Consider the following 20526-nt stretch of genomic DNA (forward strand, 5'->3'; position numbering starts at 1 on the left):
AGGGAGCAAAAGATGGCTTACAAGAATTTCAAGTTCGACGTCGACGCCGACGGCATTGCGCTCGTCACCTGGGACATCCCGGGCCGTTCGATGAACGTGTTCGATGAGGTCTCGACGCAAGAGATCGGCGAGATCATCAAGCAGACGACCAGCGATGCCGCGATCAAGGGCGTCGTGATCACGTCGGCCAAGGAGGCGTTCTGCGCCGGCGCCGACCTTTCGATGCTCGAGGGCATGAACCGCAGCTACGCGCAGCTCTTCAAGGAGAAGGGCGAGGAAGCCGCGAACCAGATGCTGTTCGAGCAGAGCCGCCAGATGTCGCAGTCGTTCCGCGCGATCGAGACCTCGGGCAAGCCGTGGGTCGCCGCGATCAACGGCCTCGCGCTCGGCGGCGGTTTCGAGATCACGCTGGCCTGCCACTACCGCGTCGCGGCCGAGAACCCTAAGACTCGCCTCGGCCTGCCCGAGATCAAGGTCGGCCTGTTCCCGGGCGCCGGCGGCACCCAGCGTGTGCCGCGCCTGGTGTCGCCGCAGGACGCGATGCAATTGCTGCTCAAGGGCGAGGCGGTCAATCTGACCCGCGCCAAGGCGCTCAATCTGATTCACGCCGTCGTGCCCGCGGCCGATCTGATCAAGGCCGCGAAGGACTGGATCAAGGGCGGTGGCAAGGCCGTCGCGCCGTGGGACGAGAAGGGCTTCAAGCTGCCCGGCGGCCCCGTCTTCTCCAAGATGGGCATGCAGATGTTCCCGGCCGGCAACGCGATCTATCGCCGCGAGACCTACGACAATTATCCGGCCGCGCGCGCCATCATGAGCTGCGTCTATGAAGGGCTGCAATTGCCGATCGACGCCGCGCTGCGGGTCGAGTCGCGCTACTTCACGAAGGTCCTGCGCTCGAAGGAAGCCGCCGCGATGATCCGCTCGCTGTTCCTGTCGATGCAGGAGCTCAACAAGGGCGCGCGCCGCCCGGCAGGCGTGCCGCCGACCAAGGTGAAGAAGCTCGCCGTGATCGGCGCCGGCTTCATGGGCGCCAGCGTCGGCTATGTCTCGGCGCAGGCCGGCATCGACGTCGTGCTGGTCGACCGCGACCAGGACAGCGCCGACAAGGGCAAGGGCCACGCCAAGACCGTGGTCGACGGCCTGGTCGCGAAGGGCCGGATGAAGCAGGAGGCGGGCGACGCCATCCTCGCGCGCATCTCGGCCACGGCGGACTACAACGTGATCTCGGACTGCGACCTCGTCATCGAGGCCGTGTTCGAGGACCGCAAGGTCAAGGCCGACACCTATGCCAAGGCGCAGCCGCTGCTGAAGCCGGGCGCGATCTTCGCCTCCAACACCTCGACCCTGCCGATCAATTCGCTGGCCGAGGAGTTCAAGGACCAGGGCAAGTTCATCGGCATCCACTTCTTCTCGCCGGTCGAGAAGATGATGCTGGTCGAAATCATCCTGGGCAAGAACACCGGCGACGTCGCGCTGGCGACCGCGCTCGACTATGTCCGCGCGATCGGCAAGACGCCGATTGTGGTGAACGATTCCCGTGGCTTCTTCGCCAATCGCTGCGTGATGCGCTACATCTCCGAGGGCAATGAGATGTTGCTCGAAGGCGTGCCGCCGGCGATGATCGAGAACACCGCCAAGATGGCCGGCATGCCGGTCGGGCCGCTGTCGCTGCAGGACGAGGTCGCGCTCGATCTCGGCCTCAAGATCACCAAGGCGACCGAGGCCGATCTTGGCCCCAACGCGATCGACCAGGCGCAGAAGAAGCTGATGGTCGAGATGGTCGAGAAGCAGGGCCGCTTCGGCCGCAAGAACGGCAAGGGCTTCTACGACTATCCGGAGAAGGGCAAGGGTCAGAAGAGCCTGTGGCCGGGACTGGCCGATTTGCAGCCGAAGCAGCTCGATCCCGACACGCTCAGCGTCGAGGAATTGAAGCAGCGCTTCCTGGTGGTGCAGGCGGTGGAAGCCGCGCGCACCGTCGAGGATCACGTCATCACCGACGTGCGCGAGGCGGATGTCGGCTCGATCCTCGGCTTCGGCTTCGCGCCGTTCACCGGCGGTGCGCTGTCCTACATCGACTTCATGGGTACCAAGAATTTCGTTGTGCTCTGCCACGCCTTCGAGAAGAAATACGGTTCGCGCTTCACGCCGCCGAAGCTGCTCGAGGAGATGGCGGCCAAGGGCGAGACCTTCTACGGCCGTTTCCCGCCGAAGAAGCAGGCGGCGTAGGCGTCGTTACGTTCTGAGCCAGTTCGCACAGGATCAAGCCGGTCATTGATCCGACTTGATCCTGTTGCGTGACGGTCGCGCAGGTCAAAGTCCCGCCACGCTTGCTCCCCACTGGCACCATGCTGCTGGCATCACTCTTGCTGGTCGATCGCCAAGACGATCACCAAAGATGACGATCAGGGTTGGGGTGTCCTGCAATGCATTCTATGCTCAAGGAAGGTGCCGCTGAGGCCGCGGGCAAGCATTCCGTCTTGCTCTCACCGCCGCGACGAGGCAATCCGCTGCGCTTGCGGGGCAAAGGTCCTTCCTGGTTCGGCCTGGTGCTATTCTTTCTGGCCGTGGACCTTGTGCTCGCGGCGGCCGCGTGGAATGCCGTCGACTTCTTCCGCCATTGAGCCGTCATGGCCCGGCGAGAGCACAGCGCCGGTGAGATAGGCGATCTGGTTGAATACGAGGCAGGCGACGACGATCGGAGCGCCGGTGGCAAAGGCATAGCCGTCGGATTGGAGCACGATTGCCGCGAGCACCGCGACCAGCGGCGACACCAGCATCAAGGTCCAAACCCGAAAGTACAAACTGGTTGCCAGCCCGACGAGCGTACTGGTCAACAAAACCGTAAAGGCGATCGTCACATTTTTGGACCAGTTGGAGCGGAGGGCGCGCCGCAGGTCATAGTCGGTCAGTCGGATCGCTCGAACAAGGACAAGAACGCCCTCAGCCGGAAGTACACCGACTTAGTCTTAATCGGTACAATGTGGATCAAATCTGATTTGTTCCAGCGCGTGCCGAAAGTTTGCACCGCTCATTTCTCCCGTGGTGCGCTGGTTGAAGTTGGTGAAGCGCAGCACCGCTGATGCGCCCAGCTTGAGCTGATCGGTATCTTGCGGCGCAACATGCGCGATCGACGCGGTGAGCTGGCCGCGTTCGTCGAGCAGCCGCGCCGAATCTCGATGCAGCGCGGTGATGCTTGCCGCGACCTCTTAGGTCGCGCGTAGAAAAAAGGGCCGGATCCTTGATCCGGCCCTTTCACGTCTGATGAAACTGGCGCGAAATCTCAGGCAGCCTTCAGCAGGCCTTCCTTCTTCAGTGCTTCCTGTACCTTCGGGCGCGCGGCGACGCGGGCCTTGTAGGCCATCACATTCGGCAGGCCGGAGAGATCGAAGCCCAGCCGGTCGGTGGCCCACATGATCATGGTGAAGAGATAGCCGTCGGCGACCGTGAACTGGTTGCCCATCAGGTATTCGCGCCCGGCGAGCTGGCTCTCGACATACTTGAATTTGCCCATGGCGCGGTCCTTGAAGAACGCCTTGGCGTCGTCGGCGAGCGCGGGCGAGAACATCGGGCCGAGATTCTTGTGCAGCTCGGTCGTGATGTAGTTCAGCCATTCGAGCAGCTTGTAGCGCTCGTTGGAGTCCCGCGCCGGTGCCAGCTTCCTGTCGGCGACCTTGTCGGCGATCATCTGGATGATGATCGGCCCTTCGGTGACCATCTCGCCGGTATCCAGCGCCAGCGCGGGCACCTGGCCCTTGGGGTTCACTTGCAGGAAATCGTCGCCGTTTTCGAGCTTCTTGGCGCGCAGATCGACCTTGACCAGGTCGTAGGGCAGGCCGGCCTCGAGCAGGGCGATGTGGGGGGAGAGGGAGCAGGCACCGGGGGAGTAATAAAGCTTCATGGGGGTATTCCTTCCCTTGTTCTTGGCGTCCGGAGAGGGATTGCCTACATGCACCTGCATGAAATAGTCAAGATTGATGCAGATGCATTCAGTGCGGTACACTCGGTTCCGGGACCATATGGGCTAGACGATGAAACGCAAGCTATCGAGCGAGGCGACGGCCGCCTGGATCCGCCTGATGCGGGTGCCGAGCCGGGTGCTGGACTGCGTCGAGCAGGATTTGAAGAAGGCCGGCTTTCCGCCGCTCGCCTGGTATGACGCCTTGCTCGAGCTGTCGCGCGCGCCGTCGGGCGAGCTGCGCCCGGTCGAGCTCGAGCGGCAGATGCTGATCCCGCAATATTCGACCTCGCGGCTGATCGACAAGCTGGTCGACGAAGGGCTAGCGGCCCGCCGCGAATGCAAGATCGACAAGCGCGGCCAGTTCGTCGAGATCACCGAGGCCGGTCGCGAGCTCCAGAAGAAGATGTGGAGCGCCTATTCCTCGGCGATCGACAAGCATGTCGGCTCGAAATTGTCCGATGCCGACGCGGCCAGGCTGTGCGGTCTGCTCGACCGTCTGGGCTGCTCCTGCGGTGACGCCAAAGGTGACACCAAGGTCGATGCAAAGAGCGATACCAAGGCCGCGCCGGCGCGAGACGGCGTACCTGCCCGATGATATTCCTGACCCCATCATCCGCGGCCGTTGTGGCCCACGGATGTCCCTGCCACCGCGCGCCTTCGATCGAAGCGCCCTTGAGTTGGATTTTCTATGGCGCGTGACCAGATCGACATGACGCCGCTGCAGTCGCGCGACGAACTCGTGGCGTGGATTGAAGCCGGCGTGAAGCCCGAGTCCGAATTCCGGATCGGTACCGAGCACGAGAAGACCCCGTTCACGCTTGAGGGCCATCACCCCGTGCCCTATGAAGGCGCGAAGGGCATCGGCGCGCTGCTCGAGGGCATGAAGCTCTTGCTCGGCTGGGAGCCGATCATGGAGCGCGGCAACATCATCGGGCTCTATGACGTCACCGGCGGCGGCGCGATTTCGCTCGAGCCGGGCGGGCAGTTCGAATTGTCGGGCGCGCCGGTCGAGACCGTGCATCAGACCCAGTCGGAGCTGATGGCGCATCTGGCGCAGGTGCGGGAGATAGCGACCCCGCTCGGCATCGGCTTCCTCGGCCTCGGCATGACGCCGTCCTGGTCGCGGGCGCAGATCCCGGCGATGCCGAAGGGCCGCTACAAGATCATGAGAAATTACATGCCGAAGGTCGGCAAATACGGCCTCGACATGATGTTCCGGACCTGCACGGTGCAGACCAATCTCGACTTCTCCTCCGAAGCCGACATGGTGAAGAAGCTGCGGGTGTCGCTGGCGCTGCAGCCGATCGCGACCGCCTTGTTCGCCAACTCGCCCTTCACCGAAGGCAAGCCCAACGGTTTTCTGTCGTTCCGCTCCGAGATCTGGCGCGACACCGACAATGCGCGCTCTGGCATGATTCCGTTCGCCTTCGAGGACGGCATGGGCTTCGAGCGCTACGTCGATTACGCGCTCGACGTTCCGATGTATTTCGTCAAGCGCGGCGAGGAATATATCGACGTCTCCGGCTCATCGTTCCGCGATTTCTTCGCCGGCAAGAATGCCGCCATCCCCGGCGAGCGTCCGACCCTGTCGGACTGGGCCAATCACCTGTCGACGATCTTCCCCGAGGTGCGGCTGAAGCGTTACCTTGAAATGCGCGGCGCCGACGGCGTGCCGTGGGGCCGGCTGCCGGCGCTGCCGGCGTTCTGGGTCGGGCTGCTCTACGACAATGACAGCCTCGATGCCGCCTGGGACATCGTCCGGCATTGGACCGCGCCGGAGCGGCAGGCGCTGCGCGACGACGTGCCGCGTTTCGGCTTCAAGGCGCGGATCAAGGACCGCTATCTGTTCGAGATCGCCAAGGAGTGCCTGATCCTGTCGCATGCCGGATTGCGGCGGCGCGGCCGGATCGATCATCTCGGACGCGACGAGAGCCGCTTCCTCGAACCGCTCGAGCGCATCATCGAGACCGGCCGTTCGCCGGCGGAGGAGATGCTCGAGAAGTTCAACGGTCCGTGGAAGGGCTCGGTGGAACCGGCCTATCAGGAGTACGCGTTCTAGTCCCCGCTCAGCCTGAATTCGGGTCCGGAACGCGCGCGGACGGCGGTGGTGTCGCACCCGCCGTTCATCAGCCGTACAGGTTCATGGCGTTCAAATGACGCCCCGTGGAGTGCGCGGGGCTGTGCGAATTTGGAAGCAATGTCATGGGGATAGGTCGCCTCTTTAGGGCGTGGATGGTGGTGTTTGCGGTTTTTGCGGCCGCTTTCGTCGCACGCCCGGCATTGGCGCAGACCAATTTCGACCGTCCCGGCGGCGACTACCTGAATGCGCCGGTGACATCAGGCGATCCCGCCGATTGCGCGCTCACCTGCGAGCGCGACCGCCGCTGCCGCGCCTGGAGCTTCAACTATCCGACCGACGCCAATAATGGCGCGGTGTGCTGGCTGAAGAACAGCGTGCCGGCGCGGGTGCAGGACGTCTGCTGCGTCTCCGGGGTGCGTGGCGCGGGCGTGGTCGAACCGCGCAACGGCGCCATCGAAACCTCGATCGACCGCCTCGGCGGCGACTACAAGAATTTCGAGCTGAAGAGCAGCGACGGCGACGAGGCCTGCCAGGCCGCCTGCACCGCCGACAACAAGTGCCGCGCCTGGACCTACGCCCGGCCCGGCTATGCCGGCCGCGACGCGCATTGCTTCCTGAAGAAGGAGATCAAGCCGCCGCGCCGCAAGGCGGGGTTCACGTCGGGCGTGGTGCGGTAGCGCCACCGCGCATCGTCGGTGCGTGACCTGATCCGGGAAAAGGGGCGACGCCCTGGCAGGCGCTCGGGCTCCCGGATGCGTCGCTGGGTGTTGACCGGCCTCTGGACGCGATGATCGCCCATCCGATCCGCATCAACCGGCCGCTCTCAGGTTACCCCGGCCGCGCGCTGAATTGGCATGGCCAACGCGGCCTCCGGAAAGCGAAGGCAAGCGGTCGTTCCCTGTCCACGGTTCGACGCAATGACGAGCTCACCGCCATGTGAGGCCATGATCTCCTGCACGATCGACAGGCCGAGGCCGGCGCTGTTCCTGGCCGTGCCGCCGGTCTGGAATGGCTCGATCAGCTTGCGCTCCGAGCCCGGAGCGAGTCCGGCGCCGTCGTCGCTGATCGATACGCGGCCGCGGCTGAGGCTGGCCCTGATGCATCGGGCGCCCCGGGCGTGAATCAGTGCGTTGCCGACCAGGTTGGCCAGCGCGCTCCTGATAGCAGCTTCGACGCCCTGTACCGTGGTGGCCGGTTCGTCGCTGTGTTCCAGCGAGAGTTCGATCCCGGCGTCCAAAGCCGACGGGCTGAAATCTGCCAGCACGTCGCGCGTCACGGTCGCAAGGTCGATCGGCCGCTTTTCGAGCGTCCCGTTTTGCAGCCGCGCCAGGTCCAGCATGGCCGAAACAAGCGAGGTCAGCCGGCGGACATCGTGAATCAGCTCCACCCGCAAGGCGGGATCGGTCACGTCCTCGACCCTGGCGCGCAACAACGTCAGGGGGGTGCGGAGTTGATGGGCGGCATTGCCAAGGAACCGGCGCTGCATCCGGATATAGGCGTGGATCTCATCAAACGCGCGGTTCAGCGCTGTGGCCAGCGGCTTCAGTTCTGCGGGGACCCGATCGAGCGAAATCGATCCCTGCGGCGCGGCCGGATCGATCGCGAGCGCAAGCTTCGTCACCCGTTCGATGCTGCGCGCCACGAAGCGCGCGGCGAGGAACACGCCGATCGCCACGATCAATACGTACCCCGCCGCGTAGAGGGAAATCTCCAACAGATTTTTCAGGATGAACCACATCGCGATCTGGTCAGGACGGACGTGGGCGTTTCCGATCATCATCACGAGTTCGGGGACGTGGCCGGTGTGCATGACGACCATGCAGAACGAACTTTTCTTGTCGAGCGACTTGAGCATGGAAAGACCGCTCGGTCCGATAAAGGGCAGCGAAACCGGAAGCGGCGGCCTGCGTTCACGTCCGAACTCGCTTGTCATATCGCCGTAAGCCACGACGTACCACAGATCCGGACTTTGGGATTTCAGCTCTTCCAATCGGGCGGTGGGGCGGACTGTGACCCCGTCGCCGGGGTTGACCTCGGTGGCGCGACCAAGAACGTAGGCGGCCGCAAAGCAGCCGCTGCGTTCGGGCTCCTTCGCGACGAACAGCCAGAAGACGAGGCCGAGCGCGGCGAAGAAAATCACGGCGGCGGCCATCCCGAGCGAGAGCGTCAATGTCCGTGCGATCGACGTCATCGGATATTTGCCATCCTGAGAATGTAGCCGATGCCGCGCATGCTGCGGATCTCGACGTTGCTGCCAAGTTCGGACAGCCTCTTGCGAAGCCGAGACACCTGCGACTCGAGCGTGTTGGATTCGATCTCGTCGTCGAATCCGTAGATGGCCTCGATCAGTGCCTCGCGGGCGATGACGCGGTCGCGTCGCATCAAGAGCGCCTCGAGGATCAAGGCCTCGCGGCGCCGGAGCAGGACCGTGTGACCGGCGACGGTCGCCTCGTTGGTGCCGATCTTCAGTTCGACATTGCCGAACGAGAGCATTGACGACACGGATACGCGGGGCCGCCGCAGCACGGCCCGTGCTCTCGCGATGAACTCCTGCGGCTCGAAGGGCTTGCCCAGATAGTCGTCGGCGCCGCCGTTCAGCCCGTCGATCACGTCTTCCTTGGCGTCCTTGGCGGTCAGCATGATGATGGCCGGCCTGTCCGGCTGTCGGCTCAGCGTCGTGACGATATTGAGCGCATCGCCATCGGGCAGCATTCGGTCGACGATCGCCAGATCGTAGTTGAAACTGCTGAGCGCATGTCTCGCATCCGTAACGGATTCGACGATGTCGATAACGCCGCCGAGCTGTCCGAGCAGCCGGTCGAGATAGGCGGCGATTTGCGGTTCGTCTTCGATCACGAGAAAGCGCACAGACCTTCCCTCGCATGGTCGGCCGATGATCTTGCAGACGATTGTGTCGGCATCGCGCCAGCGATGGTTCAGCGCTCACAGCACCTATCGACAGTCCGCTTTGACGAGACAAGCCACGAATCTTTCGCGTCTTGCGCGCGCTCGCGGCGCGGCAATCTTCGGGCAATGTTCACAGGCCACCTACCCGCGACCATGCAGCAACCCTTCCCACAAGGCCCAGGTCAGAGGTTTTGAGCATTCCGCCATGCGAGAGTTCTCCCGTTCTTGCGCGGCGAAGGCCGCGCGTCGTGCCGTCGTTGCTGCTCTTCCTGCCGCATTCGGCGTTGTCGCGGCCTTTCCCGGTCAGGCTGCCGCGCAAACCGCGTTCACGTTGCCGGCTCCGCCTTTTTCAGTCCCTTTCCTGCCCTCGGTCTCGGGCAACTGGACTGTGATGATTGGCGCGAGCGGGGCGTCCAGACCGGACTTCGAGGGTACAAACCACAGCAAGTTCGCCCCGGTCCCGATTTTCGCGATCCGTCGCCCCGGCACCGTCGACCAGTTTCGCAGCCCGCGCGACAACGCGAGCATCGCGATCGTCGACTTCGGTGATTTTCGGGCCGGCCCCGTCGGCAAGTTCGTGACGTCGCGAAGAGCGAGCAGGTATTCCGAGCTCAACGGTCTTGCTGACGTCAGCGCGGCCTTCGAGCTCGGCGGATTCGTCGAATACTTTCCGGTCGACTGGTTTCGTGTGCGCAACGAGACGCGCCAGGGCCTTGGCGGGCACCACGGCATCGTTTCCGACTTCTCGGCGGACTTCATCGTGCCGGTGTTTGGTGGCTTCACCGTTTCCGCCGGACCGCGCTTCACGGTGGAGACTGCGAAGGCGGTCTCGCCCTATTTCAGCATCGATACCGTGCATGCGATGGCGACCGGGCTGCCGGTCTTTGACGCCAAAGGCGGGGCGCATTCGGCCGGCGTCGGCGCGCAGCTGTCGTATCGGATCAATCCGAAGTGGGAAGTTCATTCCTATGTCGAATATGATCGACTGCTCGGCGACGCCGCGAAGAGCCCGATCGTGACGGTCCGCGGCTCGGCAAATCAGACCACGTTCGGCGTCGGCGCCTCCTATTCATTCGACGTCAAGGTTCAATGAGAGCCCATGCGCCGCAGCGGTCGATGTGCGAGCTTCGTGGCGGTCGTTCTTGTCGCCGCAAATGTGGCCGGGTGCGCGACGTTTGCGACCAGCGAAAGCAAGCTGCAGGCGGTCAAGACCGTCGGCATCATTTCGGCGGTCGGCGATCAAGTGACCGTCGCCAAGGGAGGGCTCACGGGCCTGGACAATGGTAGCAAAAGCTTCCCTATCGAGCCGTGGGGACTTGATGATCTGATCGTCCAGCAGGCGACGGCGGCGCTGGGCGGCCGCTTTCAGGTGCAGCCGGTCACCTACAGCCGTTCCGCCTTTGCCGCGATCAAGGATTCCGTGTTCACGCCCGCCAACCTTGTTCGCGGCGATCCGTTCAAGCAGCTGGTTCGAACCGAAGTGTCTCCGCAAGGGCTCGATGCGTATATCGTCATCACCAAGGCGCAGGCGGTCTACGGTGGCGGCCACCGAAAGGTCGAAGGCGTCGGCTTCATCACTTACCGCACGGTGACGGAATCCTACAGCCAGATCTATGCGCTCTACGAAATCAGAGTGATCGACGGCAAGACGTTTGACGTCATCGACAAGAAGGCGGCCCAGCCGCTGGGCAATGCCGGGAATGTCCCGCTCGCCGGTCCGAGCCGGCCGGTCGACGGGAATTTTCCGATCAGCTCGGGCGATGGCAACGATGAGGGCCTGCACCGGGCGATTGTCGACCTCATTACGCGTAGCCTGCCGACGACGTTGGGCGACATGCATCTCGCGGCTGTCCGCTGATACCAATCAACAAGCTGGGAGAACTCCTTTGGAGACGTCGATGTTTGACCGGTACTGGTTCCTGCTGTCCATCTTGCTTGGCGTTGCCGTGATTTTCCTGGTGAGTCTGAGCTTGATCATCTACGCCTAGATCAGGCACGCAGCATCGCAAGGCGGGGTTCACGTCAGGCGTGGTGCGTTAGGGCCGCACATACATCGTCGTCCCTGCGAAAGCAGGGACCCATACTCCGCGGCGGACGTGGCGAATGGGACTTGTCATTTCAGGACCGCCCAACAACCTCCATCTGTGGTTATGAGTCCCTGCTCCCGTGCGCAATTGCGCACTAGGCAGGGACGACAGGCTACTCCGGCGCCAGCACCGTGACCTCCGGCCACAACGCCTTCCACCGCGCGGCCTTGTTCGCATAATTCGCCGCGGAAAAATTCGCGGTGAGGTTCGGCCGCACGATCATGCCGGCGACATCGTCGAAACCGTTCGGCGCATAGACGTCGTAAACATCGGTGCTGCGGCGGATACCGATCTGCGTGGTCGCGGTGAGGAAGCGATCGATGCCGTCGGTTGAGCGCGACAGCGCGGGGTAGGGCAGGCCGTGCTTGTCGGGATACCAGAGATGGACGCGGGCCTGGTTGCGCGCCTCGATCGCGACACCGAGATGACCAAGCCGCGCCTTGAGGTCGCGGATGACGACGTCTTCGGCATCCCACGACGTATCCGGATCGAAATAGAAGATGTCGTAGTCGCTGATGCCGTGATCGATCGGCCGGCTGGTCAGCGCATTCCACACGGTCTGCACCAGGCAGCCGGACACCAGCCAGGCGTCGGGCAGGGCAACGCGGTGCAGCTCGTCGGTTATCGCTTGATTGACCGGGTTGCGCAGCACAGCAGTGAGGAATTGGTCTTGCGTCACGATGGAACGGTCGCGTCGTAATCCCTGGCCGCTTTCTTCGATGCCAGCGTGCGCCAGTGCCGGCGCAGCAGCGGCTCGACGGTCGTGCGCTTGGCCTTCGACAGGCGGATCAGCACGATCGGATAGTCGTGGTAGTGATCAGTGAAGTAGAACGCCGTCGGCTGGCTCTCGACCAGCATGTCGTGCTCATCGGGCGGCACGCCGGGCATCACCAGGCTGTCGCCGTCTTCCTTGAGCCGCACCAGCATCTTCTTGCGCACCTTCAGCGCCGGCGTGCCGTAGGAAGAGCCGTCCTCGACCTCCGGCCACGCCAGTGCAATGCGCCTGATGTCGTCGAAGGTCACGGCAATCATCCCATAAAGAATGTAGCCCGGATGGAGCGAAGCGAAATCCGGGACATCTTGCCGAGCGAGAGATCCCGGATTGCGCTGCGCTCCATCCGGGCTACGGGTCCGTTAGAGCTTACTGCACCGAGGTGAAGAAGCGTGCGAGGCGGAAGCCGGAGAGCCAGGTCCAGACCGGTTGGCTGCGGATGCCCATGTCCCAGGAGCCGACCACCGCATCGGCGCGGCCGATCAGATTGTCGATCGGCAACAGGCCGACGCCGCCATCGCGCACCGGCACGCGGCTGTCGGCGGAATTGTCCCTGTTGTCGCCGAGCACGAACAGATTGCCTGCAGGCACCGTCACCTCGGCCGTGTTGTCCAGCCTGCCATTGTCGCGGATCTTGAAGATCGCGTGGCTGACGCCGTTCGGCAGCGTCTCGATATAACGATAGGCGTCCTCGCCGCCGCCGCGATCGTCCTCGGCAAAGCCGGTGCCGTCGGGCTTCAGCGCCGCCGGATGATCGTTGATGAAGAGCTGGCCCTGCCGCATCTGGATGCGATCGCCGGGCAGCCCGACCACGCGCTTGACCCAGGCCTGCGAGCGGTCGCCCGGCCAGCGGAATACGACGACGTCGCCGCGCTTCGGCGTCTCGCCGAACACGCGGCCGGTCTCCGGCAGCGTGATCTGGATCGGCAGCGACGCCGCACCATAGCCATAGGGGAATTTCGAGGCGACCAGCGCGTCGCCGATCAGCAGCGTCGGTTCCATCGAGCCCGATGGCACGTAGAACGGCTCGGCGATCGCGCCCTTGGCGAGGAACACGACGGCCACGATCGCCGCCAGTTGCACGGCCTGCCCGCGCCAGCTGGTCGGCTTGGCCGCCACGACTTCGTTTCCGCTGCTCACTAGCCCGTTCCTCCGACCGTAATCCGTTCCATCCTGAGCGTCGGCTGGCCGACGCCTACCGGCACGCCCTGGCCGTTCTTGCCGCAGGTGCCGATTCCCGTGTCCAGCGCAAGATCGTTGCCGATCATGGTGATCCTGTGGAGATCGGTCGGTCCATTGCCGATCAGCATGGCGCCCTTCAGCGGCGCGCCGAGCTTGCCGTTCTCGATCTTGTAGGCCTCGGTGCACTGGAACACGTACTTGCCCGAAGTGATGTCGACCTGGCCGCCGCCGAAATTGGCGGCATACATGCCGTTCTTCACCGAGGCGATGATCTCGGCCGGGTCGCGGTCGCCCGACAGCATGTAGGTGTTGGTCATGCGCGGCATCGGCACATGGGCATAGCTCTGCCGGCGGCCGTTGCCGGTCGGCTTCATGCCCATCAGGCGGGCATTCTGGCGATCCTGCATGTAGCCGACCAAAACGCCGTCCTCGATCAGCACGGTACGGTTGGTCGGGGTGCCCTCGTCGTCGATCGACAGCGAGCCACGGCGCGACACCATGGTGCCGTCGTCGACCACTGTAACGCCCTTGGCCGCGACCTGCTGGCCCATCAGGCCGGCGAAAGCGGAGGTCTGCTTGCGGTTGAAGTCGCCCTCGAGCCCGTGACCGACGGCTTCATGCAGCATCACGCCGGGCCAGCCGGCGCCGAGCACGACGTCCATCTCGCCGGCGGGCGCGGGCACCGATTCGAGATTGACCAGCGCCTCGCGCAGCGCGCCGTCGGCGGCATCGCGCCAGGCCTTGGTCTCGATGAAGCGCGCGTAGCCCTCGCGGCCGCCATAGCCCTTGCTGCCGCTCTCCTGCCGGTCGCCCTGGCCGGCGACCACGGAAATGTTGACGCGCACCAGCGGACGGATGTCGCGATAGCTCTCGCCGTCGGGCCGCAGGATTTCCACCACCTGCCAGGTCGCGGTGAGGCTGGCCGAGACCTGCCGCACCCGCGGGTCCTTGTCCCTGACATAGGCGTCGATCTCGCCGAGCAGCTTGACCTTGGCCTCAAACGCCGGGCCATCCAGCGGGTTCTCGTCGCCATAGAGCCTGACATTGGTGTGGGCCGGCGCCGCGGCGAAAGTCCCGGCATAGCCGCCGCGCACCGCCGCCACCGCGTCCGCTGCGCGAATCAGCGCCGGGATCGAGACGTCGGAGGAATGCGCATAGCCGACCGCGTCGTCCTTGACGGCACGCAGGCCGAAGCCCTGCGAGGTGTCGTAGGTAGCCTGTTTCAGTCGGCCGTTGTCGAACACCAGAGCCTCGGTCTGCCCGAACTCCAGGAACAGCTCGCCGTCGTCGGCGCCTTCGAGTCCGCGGGACACCTCGCGGCGGACGGCATCGCGGTCCAGATTGGCGCGGTCGAGCAGGGAGGTGGTGGCAGGATTGGTCATGGTCACTCCGACGCAGTGCGATTCCTTAGGCGTTCCTTGTCATCCTTGCCTGAAGCGCAGCTGATTGCCAGTGCGGAACCCGCAGCAGGACTTTCGGGCGATTGAAGCAGAGACGAGCGGAAAACTCACCTTACAACCCGGAAACCTGTGCCGGTCCCGGTTCAGGCCTGGACGGCGATCGGCAAAGATAGTGTTTGGGGCGGCAAACCGGGAGTGCCCGCGGCTATGCGGTCGATCACGGCAGCCCCACGCGATTGTCACCTTGTCGTCATCACCCCGCGCCGATCCGCCTTCCGCGGCTGGCTTTCCGGCTCGTCGGCATCGCTCGATTGCGGTGCCGGCTTCGGCTGCGCGCCACCGGCGGCGCCCTGCGCCGAGGTCGGGAAACCATGCTCCTGCGCCCACCGGTACAGTTCATCGAACACCGGTTTGAGCGCCTTGGCTGACGGCGTCATCTCGTACTCAACCCGCGGCGGCACCTCGGGATAAACCGTGCGCTTGACCAGGCCGTTGGCCTCGAGATCGCGCAGCTGGGTGGTCAGCATGTGCTGGGTCACGCCGGGGATCGCCTGCCGCAATTCGCCGAACCGGCGCTTGCGCTCGACCAGTTGCCAGAGGATGTCGCCCTTCCATTTCCCGGCCAGCACCGACAGCGCCCGATGAAATTGCGCCGACAGGTCGCCATTGCACGGCTCGGACGCCGCCGGAGGCTCGGCGGGCTCAATAGTCAGTTTTTTCATACTACCTCACAAAAAGCATCCTACTTGTCCTTTTCATCTTACTCCCGAATTTAGTGCATCGAAAGCCGTGGGTCGGTCGCCGAATGGGCGGCAGGGCCGCGCGGTCCGGTCGATTCGAACCTTGGTTCGAGTACTTGGGGAGTCACCAATGTCAGTTGCCGTTGTCGCCGCGCCGTCGCGCTGGAAATCCGTCACCCTCTGGGTCGTGAGGGGCCTGCTCGCGCTGGCCTTTGCCGCCGCGGGCGCCGCCAAGCTCTATGGCGTGCCGATGCTGGTCGCGGAATTCGAGCATATCGGGCTCGGCCAGTGGTTCCGCTATTTCACCGGATCGCTCGAGCTGCTCGGTGCGGTCTTGATCCTGGTGCCCCCGGTCGCGGCCTTCGGCGGCCTGCTGCTGACCTGCATCATGATCGGCGCCACCATCACGCATCTGTTCCTGATCGGTGGCTCGCCGGTGCCCGCCCTGGTGCTGCTGACGTTGAGCGCGATCGTCGCCTACGCCAAGCGCAGCCAGTTCGCCCTGGTCCCGAGCGCACCGTGAGGTGGGTGCGATGCGAGTCTCTCGCCGCATCCTGACGCTGGCCGCGGGGGTCGTACTGGCCTTCGCGGTGCCGTTCGCCGTGACATTGCTGCTCACCGGTTCGGTCGCGGCGGTCTCCAAACCCGAGCACAAAACGCTTGAGGCGAAGAAGCCCGAGCCGCGCGTGCACCATGTGGTGCTGCCGATCAACAGCGACGACCCGACCACGATGCGGGCCCTGATCTCGACCGCGCTCAACCTCCCGAAATATTATCGGGAGCGCAACGAGCCGTTCGAGATCGAGGTCGTTGCCTACAATGCCGGCGTCCACATGCTGCGCGCCGATACCTCGCCGGTGAAGGATTTGTTGCGGGTGGTGCGGGGGCTCACGCCGGACATCCGCTTCGTGGTCTGTGAAGCCACCAAGCTCGGCATGGAACGCGCCGAGGGACATCCGCTGGTCCTGCTCGACAATGTCGATCTGGTGCCGAACGGGCCCGGACGCATCATCGAATTGCAAGAAGCCGGCTGGTCCTACATCCGGTCCTGAGCGAACAAGCCCGAGCGGAGAACTCCAACATGACGTCAGTTCGCGTGCCCACCCGCCGCGCCTTCGTCGCCGGCATGATCGGCGCCGGCGCCGCGCTCGCGATGCCGGCAGCACGGACGCGCGCCGCGTCTGGACCGCCGCCATTCGGCACCATCCGGCATCAGTTCACGCTGGTTCAAGGCGCGCGCCCGGTGCCGCCGGTGGCGATACCGGCGCTGGCCGGCGGCGCGATCGACCTCACTGCATTCAAAGGCAGGCTGGTGCTGGTGAACTTCTGGGCCACCTGGTGCGCCGCGTGCCGGACCGAGCTGCCGATGCTGGATCGCCTCGCCGCCAGCGGCCGCAGCGATCTCGCGGTCGTCGCTGTCAGCACCGATCGCAACCGCGCGCTGGTCGCGCCCTACGTCAGGCAGCTCAAGCTTCGTCACCTCACGATCGGCTTCGATCCCGGCGGCCTCGTCTCGCGCGTCGACGCCGCCCAGCTCGACACGCCGTTCGCGCTCTACGGCATGCCGATCTCATTCCTGATCGGCATCACCGGACAGGTCGAAGGCTACATGACGGGCGAGGCGGACTGGCTGTCCGCGGAGGCGAGCGGGTTGTTCGACTATTATGCGGGCGGTGGGCGGTGAGATGGCGTAGCCCGGATGAAGCGCAGCGAAACCCGGGACCGCTCCAATCGCGGATTGACTAGCCCCGGATTGCGCTGCGCTCCTTCCGGGCTACGTGCTGCTGTGCCTTGTGACGCAGCAGGGTGAGTCACCCTACGGCAATTTGTCATAGCCCTCAGCCAGCCCGTTCAGGCTGAGCGGAAAGCCGATGCCCTCTTCCGGGGTCTCGAAGATGATGAACGTCGCGGTCTTGGCGTTCTTGAGCTGGCCGAGCAGCTTGTCGTCCATCACGACCTCGGCGACGCAGCCATTGGGCAGGCAGCGGACAAAACCGGCGCGGCCGACGTCCTGGTTGTCGAGCTTGAGGCCGAGGCCGGAGGGCAGCAGCACGCCGAGCGGGGCGACCACGCGCATCAAGCGGCTCTTCTGGTCGGCGGTCTTCAGCACGATCACGGTCAGGCCGGCATTGGAGCGGTCTTCGGCTACCACGCTCTGGATCAGCGCGCATTGCTCGGCCTGGGCGCCCGGCGGGGTGTCGCAGCGGATCTGCCAGTCGCCATGGACCGAGCGCACCGCGCCCTGCGCGTTCGCCGGCTGGGTCAGGCCAAAGGAAAGGGCCAGAAACAGCAGCCCGCCGAGCCAGCCGGCCTTTCGTCCTGCCTGAATGTTCGAAGCGCCCATCCGGGGTCGATCCTTTGATTGTTCGGTCGGTCCGGCCGTCGAGGCCGCCGGGTAGCACGCATCAGTCGACTGATACCGCAATTGGGCGCCTTGAAGGCGATCTTGAAGCCGTTCCCGCGCCGGATTGGGGCAGCCCGCAGCGAATCAGGTTCCTGCGGGCTATCCCGTCTGTGCCTACATCCGGTAATCCCCCTGTCAACAGTGCGCGGCGTTGTTTCGGCGACTTTCGCTTGATTCTGCGGGAAAAATCGCAAGCGGCAGCTTCATCGCACGCGCATGGCTTTCGGCCGTACTACTGCATTGCGAGCGCCTGCGAATTATGGTTTGAGAGGCTGGATTTCGACGCGTTCTAGCGATCTGGCTCCCGTACCCACCTTGACTCAGAGACGGGTATGTCCGGAAGGCCATTTGTCAGGGCGGATCGTGCTGTATCTCCGGTCAATTGCCGGGGGTGCGTTGGGGAATAATGCAAGGGAGCGCGAACGGCATGAAGATGTCGATTGGCCGGTTGGGCAGGCAATTGCTGGGGTTGGCGGTGGCGGGTGTGGCGTCAGTCGCCGCGGGATCGGCCTTCGCCGAAATGGGGCAGCCGGCGCCGTGGGAACACACGCTGCAGGAAGCTGCGACCCCGGTGATGGAAAACATCATCTGGTTTCACAATTTCCTGCTGGTGCTGATCACCGTCATCACCCTGTTCGTGCTGGCGCTGCTCGTCATCGTGGTGGTGAAGTTCAACGCCAAGGCCAACCCGGTCCCCTCCAAGACCACCCACAACACCCTGATCGAAGTGGCCTGGACGCTGATCCCGGTCCTGATTCTGGTCGGCATCGCGGTGCCGTCGTTCCGCCTGCTGTTTCTGGAGCTCGACGTGCCGAAGCCGGACCTCACCGTGAAGGTCACCGGCAAGCAGTGGTACTGGTCCTACGCCTACCCGGATAACGGCAAGTTCGAGTTCGACTCGCTGCTCGACAAGGACAAGCAGCCTCGCCTGCTCGGCGTCGACAACGAGATGGTGGTCCCGGTCAACAAGGTGGTGCGGATCCAGACCACCGGCGCCGATGTGATCCACTCCTTCGCGGTGCCGGCCTTCGGCGTGAAGATCGACTCGGTCCCCGGTCGCCTCAACGAGAGCTGGTTCAAGGCCACCAAGACCGGCGTGTTCTACGGCCAGTGCTCGGAACTGTGCGGCAAGGACCATGCCTTCATGCCGATCGCGGTGCGGGTCGTCAGCGACCAGGAGTTCGCGACCTGGGTTGAAGGGGCCAAGAAGAAGTTTGCGACCAACCCGGCGAATTCCTACGCCTCGGCTGGTCAGGCGGCGCAGTAAGCCTGACGGCTCACGGCGCGGACGGAATAAGGGCGACGGGACCGCAAGGTCCGAGAGGGACTGCAAGGCAGGATTTTGAACATGGCGACAGGCGCAGCGACACACGACGATCACGCCCATGATGATCACGCCCACCATCCGACCGGATGGCGGCGCTATCTCTACTCCACGAACCACAAGGACATCGGTACGATGTACCTTGTCTTTGCGGTGATCGCGGGCATCATCGGCGCTGCGATGTCGATCGCGATCCGTGCCGAGTTGATGTACCCGGGCGTCCAGATATTCCACGAAACCCACACTTATAACGTGTTCGTGACCTCGCACGGTCTGATCATGATCTTCTTCATGGTCATGCCGGCGATGATCGGCGGGTTCGGCAACTGGATGGTGCCGCTGATGATCGGCGCGCCGGACATGGCGTTCCCGCGCATGAACAACATCTCGTTCTGGCTGCTGCCGGCTTCGTTCGCGCTGCTGCTGCTCTCCACCTTCGTCGAGGGTGAGCCGGGCGCCAACGGCGTCGGTGCGGGCTGGACCATGTACGCGCCGCTGTCGACCTCGGGCCATCCCGGTCCGGCAGTCGATTTCGCGATCCTGTCGCTGCATCTGGCCGGTGCGTCGTCGATCCTCGGCGCCATCAACTTCATCACCACGATCTTCAACATGCGCGCGCCGGGCATGACCCTGCACAAGATGCCGCTGTTCGTTTGGTCGATCCTGGTGACCGTGTTCCTGCTGCTGTTGTCGCTGCCGGTGCTCGCCGGTGCGATCACCATGCTGCTGACCGACCGCAATTTCGGCACCGCCTTCTTTGCGGCTGACGGCGGCGGCGATCCCGTGCTGTTCCAGCACTTGTTCTGGTTCTTCGGCCACCCCGAAGTGTACATCCTGATCCTGCCCGCCTTCGGCATGGTCAGCCAGATCGTCTCCACCTTCTCGCGCAAGCCCGTGTTCGGCTATCTCGGCATGGCCTACGCCATGGTCGCGATCGGCGGCATCGGCTTCGTGGTGTGGGCGCACCACATGTACACCGTCGGCATGTCGTCGGCGACGCAGGCCTATTTCGTCGCCGCCACGATGGTGATCGCGGTGCCGACCGGCGTGAAGATCTTCTCGTGGATCGCCACGATGTGGGGCGGCTCGATCGAGTTCAAGGCGCCGATGATCTGGGCGATCGGCTTCATCTTCCTGTTCACCGTCGGCGGCGTCACAGGCGTGGTGCTGGCCAATGCCGGCGTCGACCGCGTGCTGCAGGACACCTATTACGTGGTGGCCCACTTCCACTACGTGCTGTCGCTCGGCGCCGTGTTCGGCATCTTCGCCGGCTGGTACTACTGGTTCCCGAAGATGTTCGGCTACATGTACTCGGAGCGGATCGCCAAGGCGCACTTCTGGTTCACCTTCATCGGCGTCAACCTGGTGTTCTTCCCGCAGCACTTCCTCGGCCTGTCGGGCATGCCGCGCCGCTACGTCGACTATCCGGATGCGTTCGCCGGCTGGAACCTGATCTCCTCCTGGGGCTCCTACATCTCCGGCATCGGCGTCTTGATCTTCATCTACGGCGTGATCGATGCGTTCGTCCGCAAGGAGCAGGCCGCGAACAATCCGTGGGGTGCGGGTGCGACCACACTGGAGTGGACGCTGACCTCGCCGCCGCCGTTCCACCAGTTCGAAGTGCTGCCCCGCGTGCAGTAAGTCCAAGACAACGCGGCGCACCCTGGGTGCG

Annotated in this window: 21 protein-coding genes and 1 pseudogene; 12 read left to right on the forward strand and 10 right to left on the reverse strand. The window is 64.3% G+C overall.

The genetic code is table 11. The features are described 5' to 3' along the window. Positions 1–12: 12 nt before the first annotated feature. Positions 13–2226, forward strand: a complete 2214-nt coding sequence (locus tag AAFG13_RS30335) for a 3-hydroxyacyl-CoA dehydrogenase NAD-binding domain-containing protein (RefSeq protein ID WP_212319890.1) — start codon at positions 13–15, stop codon at positions 2224–2226. A gap of 323 nt (positions 2227–2549) precedes the next feature. Here AAFG13_RS30335 and AAFG13_RS30340 read toward each other — a convergent pair whose 3' ends face one another. Next, positions 2550–2801: a hypothetical protein gene (locus AAFG13_RS30340; RefSeq protein ID WP_249132706.1), complete on the reverse strand. Its 252-nt coding sequence runs from the start codon at positions 2799–2801 to the stop codon at positions 2550–2552. Positions 2802–3280: 479 nt separating this feature from the next. Continuing rightward, complete coding sequence (gene gstA, locus AAFG13_RS30345; RefSeq protein WP_212319891.1) at positions 3281–3898, reverse strand: glutathione transferase GstA; 618 nt, start codon at positions 3896–3898, stop codon at positions 3281–3283. A 130-nt stretch (positions 3899–4028) separates the two neighbouring features. Between gstA and AAFG13_RS30350 the strand changes: the two genes are divergently transcribed. The 4 genes and pseudogenes from AAFG13_RS30350 to AAFG13_RS30365 all read left to right on the forward strand — a co-directional run. Next, on the forward strand, positions 4029–4553 hold the full coding sequence (locus tag AAFG13_RS30350) for a MarR family winged helix-turn-helix transcriptional regulator (RefSeq protein ID WP_212319893.1): 525 nt from the start codon (positions 4029–4031) through the stop codon (positions 4551–4553). 93 nt (positions 4554–4646) lie between these two features. Continuing rightward, positions 4647–6017: a glutamate--cysteine ligase gene (locus tag AAFG13_RS30355; RefSeq protein ID WP_212319895.1), complete on the forward strand. Its 1371-nt coding sequence runs from the start codon at positions 4647–4649 to the stop codon at positions 6015–6017. Positions 6018–6190: 173 nt separating this feature from the next. After that, the gene (locus tag AAFG13_RS30360) at positions 6191–6715 is read left to right on the forward strand and encodes a PAN domain-containing protein (RefSeq protein WP_342713428.1); all 525 of its coding nucleotides are present in this window, start codon (positions 6191–6193) and stop codon (positions 6713–6715) included. A 15-nt stretch (positions 6716–6730) separates the two neighbouring features. Beyond that, a pseudogene (locus AAFG13_RS30365) lies at positions 6731–6861 on the forward strand (ArsC/Spx/MgsR family protein); the annotation flags it as partial. On the opposite strand, the gene AAFG13_RS30370 reads toward AAFG13_RS30365, so the two are convergent. Together AAFG13_RS30370 and AAFG13_RS30375 are read right to left on the reverse strand one after the other, a co-directional pair. Further along, positions 6862–8229 (reverse strand): HAMP domain-containing sensor histidine kinase, encoded by a 1368-nt coding sequence (locus tag AAFG13_RS30370; protein ID WP_342709102.1) that lies wholly within the window; start codon positions 8227–8229, stop codon positions 6862–6864. It lies immediately after the preceding pseudogene. After that, positions 8226–8906 (reverse strand): response regulator transcription factor, encoded by a 681-nt coding sequence (locus AAFG13_RS30375; RefSeq protein WP_342709103.1) that lies wholly within the window; start codon positions 8904–8906, stop codon positions 8226–8228. Before AAFG13_RS30375 ends, AAFG13_RS30370 begins: the two co-directional genes overlap by 4 nt. A 25-nt stretch (positions 8907–8931) precedes the next feature. Between AAFG13_RS30375 and AAFG13_RS30380 the strand changes: the two genes are divergently transcribed. Further along, positions 8932–10038, forward strand: a complete 1107-nt coding sequence (locus AAFG13_RS30380; protein ID WP_249132707.1) for a MipA/OmpV family protein — start codon at positions 8932–8934, stop codon at positions 10036–10038. 36 nt (positions 10039–10074) lie between these two features. Then, positions 10075–10803, forward strand: a complete 729-nt coding sequence (locus tag AAFG13_RS30385) for a hypothetical protein (RefSeq protein WP_342709104.1) — start codon at positions 10075–10077, stop codon at positions 10801–10803. Positions 10804–11144: 341 nt separating this feature from the next. Here AAFG13_RS30385 and AAFG13_RS30390 read toward each other — a convergent pair whose 3' ends face one another. From AAFG13_RS30390 to AAFG13_RS30410, 5 genes are all read right to left on the reverse strand, one after another. Continuing rightward, positions 11145–11711: a nucleotidyltransferase family protein gene (locus AAFG13_RS30390; protein WP_342709105.1), complete on the reverse strand. Its 567-nt coding sequence runs from the start codon at positions 11709–11711 to the stop codon at positions 11145–11147. Further along, the gene (locus tag AAFG13_RS30395; RefSeq protein ID WP_342709106.1) at positions 11708–12055 is read right to left on the reverse strand and encodes an MmcQ/YjbR family DNA-binding protein; all 348 of its coding nucleotides are present in this window, start codon (positions 12053–12055) and stop codon (positions 11708–11710) included. Before AAFG13_RS30395 ends, AAFG13_RS30390 begins: the two co-directional genes overlap by 4 nt. Before the next feature lie 118 nt (positions 12056–12173). Then, on the reverse strand, positions 12174–12944 hold the full coding sequence (gene lepB, locus AAFG13_RS30400) for a signal peptidase I (RefSeq protein ID WP_092119164.1): 771 nt from the start codon (positions 12942–12944) through the stop codon (positions 12174–12176). After that, positions 12944–14368, reverse strand: a complete 1425-nt coding sequence (gene tldD / locus AAFG13_RS30405) for a metalloprotease TldD (RefSeq protein ID WP_342709107.1) — start codon at positions 14366–14368, stop codon at positions 12944–12946. The genes lepB and tldD overlap by 1 nt, the downstream gene beginning before the upstream one ends. Before the next feature lie 257 nt (positions 14369–14625). After that, a complete protein-coding gene (locus tag AAFG13_RS30410) occupies positions 14626–15108 on the reverse strand; it encodes a helix-turn-helix domain-containing protein (protein WP_342709108.1) in 483 nt (160 codons plus the stop codon). 148 nt (positions 15109–15256) lie between these two features. Between AAFG13_RS30410 and AAFG13_RS30415 the strand changes: the two genes are divergently transcribed. The 3 genes from AAFG13_RS30415 to AAFG13_RS30425 are packed head-to-tail and all read left to right on the forward strand — an operon-like array spanning position 15257 to position 16810. Next, positions 15257–15649: a DoxX family protein gene (locus tag AAFG13_RS30415; protein WP_342709109.1), complete on the forward strand. Its 393-nt coding sequence runs from the start codon at positions 15257–15259 to the stop codon at positions 15647–15649. A gap of 10 nt (positions 15650–15659) precedes the next feature. Continuing rightward, a complete protein-coding gene (locus tag AAFG13_RS30420; RefSeq protein ID WP_342709110.1) occupies positions 15660–16178 on the forward strand; it encodes a hypothetical protein in 519 nt (172 codons plus the stop codon). Between the two features lie 29 nt (positions 16179–16207). Beyond that, entirely contained in the window at positions 16208–16810 is a 603-nt protein-coding gene (locus AAFG13_RS30425) for a TlpA disulfide reductase family protein (RefSeq protein WP_342709111.1), read from the forward strand. Positions 16811–16942: 132 nt separating this feature from the next. Here the strand turns inward: AAFG13_RS30425 and AAFG13_RS30430 are convergent, their stop codons facing one another. Then, positions 16943–17470 carry an invasion associated locus B family protein gene (locus AAFG13_RS30430; RefSeq protein ID WP_342709112.1) on the reverse strand — a complete coding sequence of 176 codons (528 nt, stop codon included), beginning with the start codon at positions 17468–17470 and terminating at the stop codon, positions 16943–16945. A gap of 487 nt (positions 17471–17957) precedes the next feature. Between AAFG13_RS30430 and coxB the strand changes: the two genes are divergently transcribed. After that, positions 17958–18797: a cytochrome c oxidase subunit II gene (gene coxB / locus AAFG13_RS30435; RefSeq protein ID WP_097676655.1), complete on the forward strand. Its 840-nt coding sequence runs from the start codon at positions 17958–17960 to the stop codon at positions 18795–18797. Between the two features lie 81 nt (positions 18798–18878). Further along, entirely contained in the window at positions 18879–20495 is a 1617-nt protein-coding gene (gene ctaD, locus AAFG13_RS30440) for a cytochrome c oxidase subunit I (protein WP_176528842.1), read from the forward strand. Positions 20496–20526 lie beyond the last annotated feature (31 nt).

The sequence above is a fragment of the Bradyrhizobium sp. B124 genome (assembly GCF_038967635.1).
Classification (GTDB): domain Bacteria; phylum Pseudomonadota; class Alphaproteobacteria; order Rhizobiales; family Xanthobacteraceae; genus Bradyrhizobium.

Coding starts and splice junctions, on each gene's coding strand:
- AAFG13_RS30335 (WP_212319890.1), top strand. CDS start 13: ATGGCTTACAAGAATTTCAAGTTCGACGTCGACGCCGACGGCATTGCG.
- gstA (WP_212319891.1), bottom strand. CDS start 3,898: ATGAAGCTTTATTACTCCCCCGGTGCCTGCTCCCTCTCCCCCCACATC.
- AAFG13_RS30350 (WP_212319893.1), top strand. CDS start 4,029: ATGAAACGCAAGCTATCGAGCGAGGCGACGGCCGCCTGGATCCGCCTG.
- AAFG13_RS30355 (WP_212319895.1), top strand. CDS start 4,647: ATGGCGCGTGACCAGATCGACATGACGCCGCTGCAGTCGCGCGACGAA.
- AAFG13_RS30360 (WP_342713428.1), top strand. CDS start 6,191: ATGGTGGTGTTTGCGGTTTTTGCGGCCGCTTTCGTCGCACGCCCGGCA.
- AAFG13_RS30370 (WP_342709102.1), bottom strand. CDS start 8,229: ATGACGTCGATCGCACGGACATTGACGCTCTCGCTCGGGATGGCCGCC.
- AAFG13_RS30380 (WP_249132707.1), top strand. CDS start 8,932: ATGATCTTGCAGACGATTGTGTCGGCATCGCGCCAGCGATGGTTCAGC.
- tldD (WP_342709107.1), bottom strand. CDS start 14,368: ATGACCAATCCTGCCACCACCTCCCTGCTCGACCGCGCCAATCTGGAC.
- AAFG13_RS30410 (WP_342709108.1), bottom strand. CDS start 15,108: ATGAAAAAACTGACTATTGAGCCCGCCGAGCCTCCGGCGGCGTCCGAG.
- AAFG13_RS30415 (WP_342709109.1), top strand. CDS start 15,257: ATGTCAGTTGCCGTTGTCGCCGCGCCGTCGCGCTGGAAATCCGTCACC.
- AAFG13_RS30420 (WP_342709110.1), top strand. CDS start 15,660: ATGCGAGTCTCTCGCCGCATCCTGACGCTGGCCGCGGGGGTCGTACTG.
- AAFG13_RS30425 (WP_342709111.1), top strand. CDS start 16,208: ATGACGTCAGTTCGCGTGCCCACCCGCCGCGCCTTCGTCGCCGGCATG.
- AAFG13_RS30430 (WP_342709112.1), bottom strand. CDS start 17,470: ATGGGCGCTTCGAACATTCAGGCAGGACGAAAGGCCGGCTGGCTCGGC.
- coxB (WP_097676655.1), top strand. CDS start 17,958: ATGAAGATGTCGATTGGCCGGTTGGGCAGGCAATTGCTGGGGTTGGCG.
- ctaD (WP_176528842.1), top strand. CDS start 18,879: ATGGCGACAGGCGCAGCGACACACGACGATCACGCCCATGATGATCAC.